The sequence below is a fragment of the Paraburkholderia sp. RL17-373-BIF-A genome, assembly GCF_046030175.1.
GTDB lineage: Bacteria > Pseudomonadota > Gammaproteobacteria > Burkholderiales > Burkholderiaceae > Paraburkholderia.
In genome coordinates this window covers 1-4,339 of the sequence record NZ_JARESO010000160.1, presented here as the reverse complement: position 1 = coordinate 4,339, position 4,339 = coordinate 1, and the positions used below count along the sequence as shown (strand labels likewise).

6 protein-coding genes are annotated in these 4,339 nt (G+C 61.4%); 5 read left to right on the top strand and 1 reads right to left on the bottom strand.

Going from position 1 to position 4,339, the window contains the following annotated elements:
* Positions 1-11: 11 nt before the first annotated feature.
* Positions 12-1,127: an AI-2E family transporter gene (locus P0D80_RS48840; protein ID WP_408295603.1), complete on the bottom strand. Its 1,116-nt coding sequence runs from the start codon at positions 1,125-1,127 to the stop codon at positions 12-14.
* A 271-nt stretch (positions 1,128-1,398) separates the two neighbouring features.
* Here P0D80_RS48840 and P0D80_RS48835 point away from each other — a divergent pair, with 271 nt between their 5' ends.
* The 5 genes from P0D80_RS48835 (at position 1,399) to P0D80_RS48815 (ending at position 4,268) form a co-directional block, all read left to right on the top strand.
* Positions 1,399-2,613: a DUF2863 family protein gene (locus tag P0D80_RS48835; RefSeq protein ID WP_132375225.1), complete on the top strand. Its 1,215-nt coding sequence runs from the start codon at positions 1,399-1,401 to the stop codon at positions 2,611-2,613.
* 384 nt (positions 2,614-2,997) lie between these two features.
* A complete protein-coding gene (locus P0D80_RS48830) occupies positions 2,998-3,393 on the top strand; it encodes a hypothetical protein (RefSeq protein ID WP_408295598.1) in 396 nt (131 codons plus the stop codon).
* A gap of 12 nt (positions 3,394-3,405) precedes the next feature.
* Positions 3,406-3,579 carry a hypothetical protein gene (locus P0D80_RS48825; RefSeq protein ID WP_408295595.1) on the top strand — a complete coding sequence of 58 codons (174 nt, stop codon included), beginning with the start codon at positions 3,406-3,408 and terminating at the stop codon, positions 3,577-3,579.
* A 201-nt stretch (positions 3,580-3,780) separates the two neighbouring features.
* Positions 3,781-3,915 (top strand): hypothetical protein, encoded by a 135-nt coding sequence (locus tag P0D80_RS48820; protein WP_408295588.1) that lies wholly within the window; start codon positions 3,781-3,783, stop codon positions 3,913-3,915.
* Complete coding sequence (locus P0D80_RS48815) at positions 3,912-4,268, top strand: hypothetical protein (protein ID WP_408295585.1); 357 nt, start codon at positions 3,912-3,914, stop codon at positions 4,266-4,268. Before P0D80_RS48820 ends, P0D80_RS48815 begins: the two co-directional genes overlap by 4 nt.
* Positions 4,269-4,339 lie beyond the last annotated feature (71 nt).

Here is a 4,339-nt window from a genome sequence, read left to right as displayed (position 1 = left end):
CTGGAATTTATTCAAGGCAGCTTTTTTACCGGCCCCGGCTCGTCGACGACGGGCGCTTTCGCATCGAGTGCCAAGCCGCGCGCAGCCGGCGCACCGATCGTCCAGTCATGGAGCACGGTATAGGCGACCGCCAGCAAAGTCGGGCCGATGAAAACACCGAGGAAGCCGAAAGCAAATGCGCCACCCAGGATACCCAGCATCACCAGGATCAGAGGCATGTCGCTATTCTTGCCGATCAGGATCGGCTTGATGACGTTGTCTGACATGCCGACGACCAGCACGCCCCACACGACCAGAAAGATCGCCCATCCTGTCGCGCCGCCGTGGTACAGCCAGATTGCAGCGGGCAACCACACGACAACCGGGCCGCCCGGTATCACCGACAGAAAGAATGTCGCCAGCCCGAGCAGCGCCGGCGCCGGCACGCCGGCGATCCAACATCCGAACCCAGCCAGAATCCCTTGCACGAGCGCCGTGCCGAGAATCCCGTAGACCACGCCCTTCACCGTGCTGCCAGCCAGCGCCAGCAGATAATCGGCGCGCTCGCCGGCAATACGCCGCATGCCCGCATTCAGCCAGGCCGCTGCGCCCTCGCCCCCCGTATAAAAGAAGAAAGCGAGCACGATGCTTAAGGCCAGCAACCCGAGACCATGCGTAACAGCAATCGCAGCCGCCAGAATCCACTTGCCGGCCGGCGCCGCGAGCGTACGCAATTGCGCGATCAGTTCCGAATTGCTGCTTGTGAGACGCTCCCAGAATGCATCGATGCTGGAACCCACCAGCGGAATCCGGGCAACCCACGGTGGCAAATCCGGCAAGCCGGCCTCAAAGAGCCGTTGAACCAGTGCGACGATTTCGTGCACGTGCGCCCCAAAGGCGAAGCCCGCATAGACGAACGGTCCGAGCACCACAATCAGAATGATCAACACGATCAAGGTGGCGGCCCCTTTGCGTCGGCCGCCCATGGCCGCGGTCAGCCGCCGGTACAAGCCCCACGAGCTATAGCTGAGAATGGCGCCCCACAGCAGCGCGGTCGTGAAAGGCGCCAGCACCAGCAGCGAGCCGCCCACCAGAATAATCAGCGCGAACACTGCGGCAAGGCGTTCGATCAGTTGGTCCGATTTCACAATGAATCTCCTGTTGCGCCAAACCCCAGTGACGAGCGGACATAAGCTTGTCGGGCGCCCGCTGAAAGGGTCAGTATAGAAGCGAGTCATGCGCCTGGGGGCGTCTTATATCACCGAGCCAGGTCGCCCCGCAACGACTCCACAGGCACGCTAAACAGCGCTGATTTTTCGTGTAGAAACGTCCTAATTCATCCGGCATTGCCGGCCAAACAATATGGCGGCATAGAAAAGACTAGAATATAAGGTTCTGTGCACCCCAATTTCCGGATTTATGCGCTCGCGAATCGCCAAACGTCTCCCCCCCGATGCCGACAAGCTTGTCGGTCTCTCGCTCGCGCTTTTCGCGTCGGGCAGCCGCACCGAGGACCGCTTCTGGGAAGCGAAACTCGATGCGCTGCTGGCCAAGATCGTCCGCAACGCCAACCAGACTACGCTGGACGCCGCGCTCGATCATCTGCAGCAAAATCATCCCGATGCCTACGGCGCGCTCGCCGATATGGCGGAAACCCATAGCGAGTCTTTCATCGTCGAACACGAAGGCGTGCCGTACGAGGCGCTGCTGATCGCCGCACCCGTACTCGCCTGGACGCGCTACATGATTCCGTCCGGTCCGCTCAAGACCGACGCCGCCGACGCCCTGCGCGCGCACCTGCAGGCACACGTGCTCGCGGCCAACACGCGGGTCGCCATGGCGCCGTTCCTATACAGCATCGATCAACTGCCGCGTCATCACGTCGAAACCTGGCGCATTGCCCAGCAACTCACCCAGGCGGCCATGGCCGGTGGCAACGTCAAGCTGAATTTCGGCGAGTTGCCGGAGACTTCGCCGATTCTGGCCGACCCGCGCTTCCTGCTGGCCGTGGTCGCGGCGCCGGTCGGCGAGCCGACGTTCCGCTGGCAGGAAGAAGAACACGGCAGCCGGATCGAGCGCGGGCAATGCCTCGAGCAATGGGCCACGCAAGGCGGCGCCAACTTGTCGCTGGTGCTGCCGGGCTGCGAATTCGAGTGCCTGCTGCCGGATGCCTATTACTCGGCCTGCCGCGACGCCGACGAACGCGTGCGCCCTCACACGGTGCGCACCGCCGTGCGCTATCTGTTCGACACGATCGGCGCGGCGCCGCAGGAGTTGCGCGCGGTTGTCGCGGGCTTCGGCGAACGCCGCATCGACGAATACCGCGTCGGCTTCACGCGCCGCGGCAGCAACGACGTGATCTACGGCGTCGTGTGGCCGCTGTACGGCCGTGAGAACGGCGAACCCGGCATCGACGAGGAACCGCAGGAAACCCCCGCCTCGGACGATCCGCTCGAAGAAATCGTCGCATTGCTCAAGGAGACCGGCGTGACCGAAGTGCGCCGCCACGCCGGCCGCTTCGAGCCGGAATACTGCGACGACTGCGGCGTGCCGCTGTATGCCGATCCGCTCGGCGAAATCGTCCACGCCGAAATGCCGGAGGACGCGGAACCCGCGCAGCCGCACTTCCATTGACCATCCTCGCCGGCGCGCTCGCGCGTCGAAGTCGACATAAAGAAGCCCCGCCACGCGCGGGGCTTTTTTTTTGCCGGTTCATTTTTACGTCATTCCTCTTATGCCTTTTGGACAGGCCGCCAAGTTGAAGGGAATTTGTCATCATAGGAACGGCGACGCATCGCGAACGCATCCGGCTCCTCACGTGCCGTGCGCGCGCATCGCGCCACTTCGCCCGACTCATCTGGAGACATGCATGCGATTCTCGATACTCAACTCAAACACTGCTTAAATGGTCTCTAGTACGCCCAGCAAGGATTTGAGGCGAATCGATCAAATCGATACCACCAAAAATACCCCCGGCTCGGCTACTGATTCCACTTAACGTGTCGAGGGGGTTTGAGCGTGAAAAGTTTCGATGTGAGGCACCGCGAGATAGGCGGCTGGCGACTGCGGCTGTTTGAAGATGGTGAGGAAACGGGCGGCGGCGTCTTCGAGACGCTCGATGACGCGATGATTGAGGGGCAGTGCTGGGCCGCGAAGCCTTTCCCGGTTCTGTTGCCCCGCGCGTTGCCGGCGACCAGCACGGTCGAATCGCTCGACGCGCAGATACAGGACGCCACGCGGGTTATTGACGAACTGATCGCCGCATGCCCGCCCCAGGCCGGCATCCCTTACACCCCGGCAGACGTTAAGCGCTTCGATGAGGCAATCTCGCGCGAGACCCAACGCTGGGGCTTCCTGTGCGAAGCACGCGGCGCGCTGCTGCTCGATACCACACCCGATTCAACCCCCAACTGAGAGAACCCAATCATGCTGATTATCGCTTTCGTGCTGACCGTCTACGCCGTCGCGTTTCTTTCGTCGGCTGTCCTCTTCCCTTCCCTTGCAACTAGCCTGACTGTCGGATCAATGTCGATTCGTATCGCCGGCTGGCTCAAACGCAGCAATCACACGCCCGCACTGGCGGCAAAGGAGCGGGTTTGAAGTGGGCCTTACTGTTGGGCGCGTCGGTGCTTACAGCCCTTGGTGCGGTATTCGTCCGTGCGGTGGACCGCCAGCGCCGCCGGGCACGTGAGATCGAGAACCTGTTGCGCCGCTGCCTTGCGGTGGTGGCTCGATGGGAAGCATGGGAACGGCGGGCTAAGGAGAATGAAAAGTGATTCACTCAACTGAGAGAACCCAATCATGCTGGTGATCGCACTGCTTGTCGTCGTCGCGGTGTGCACCGGGCATCTGTTCGGGGTGCTCCCGCGCTGGGTAATTTCTGTGTTGCTGCTTTCGCCCGTCGCGCATATCTTGCGTTTTAAGGGGCTTCTATGAACGGGTTTCTATGGCTGCTATTGGTGTGGGTCGTTGGTATATACGCGTATATCAAGGGCGGCGCGTCGGCTAGTAAATACGCCGAGGAAAACGCGGCGGATCTGAAGCGCCAGTTATCGGAAGCAAACAGCGAAATCCGCGAACGCGATGAAAAAATCCTCCACTACGGGGAATGGGTCACTAAGCTGGAGCTGGCGTTCTACTCGGTACAAAGCGGGTTCGACAAGGGTAGAGACCCGGACCAGATATGGGATGACTTCTGGACTGAATTTGAAGCGGAAACAGCGGAGCGGGCGGGTCGAGAGAAAAGCAGACATGCGCTGATAGCGGGACGAATCCCCATCAACTTGTAAGAAAAAAAAGCCCCCGGTGGGGGGGGGGGGGGGGGGGTTTGTTTTTTAGGCCCGGTTTGGGGGTAACAATT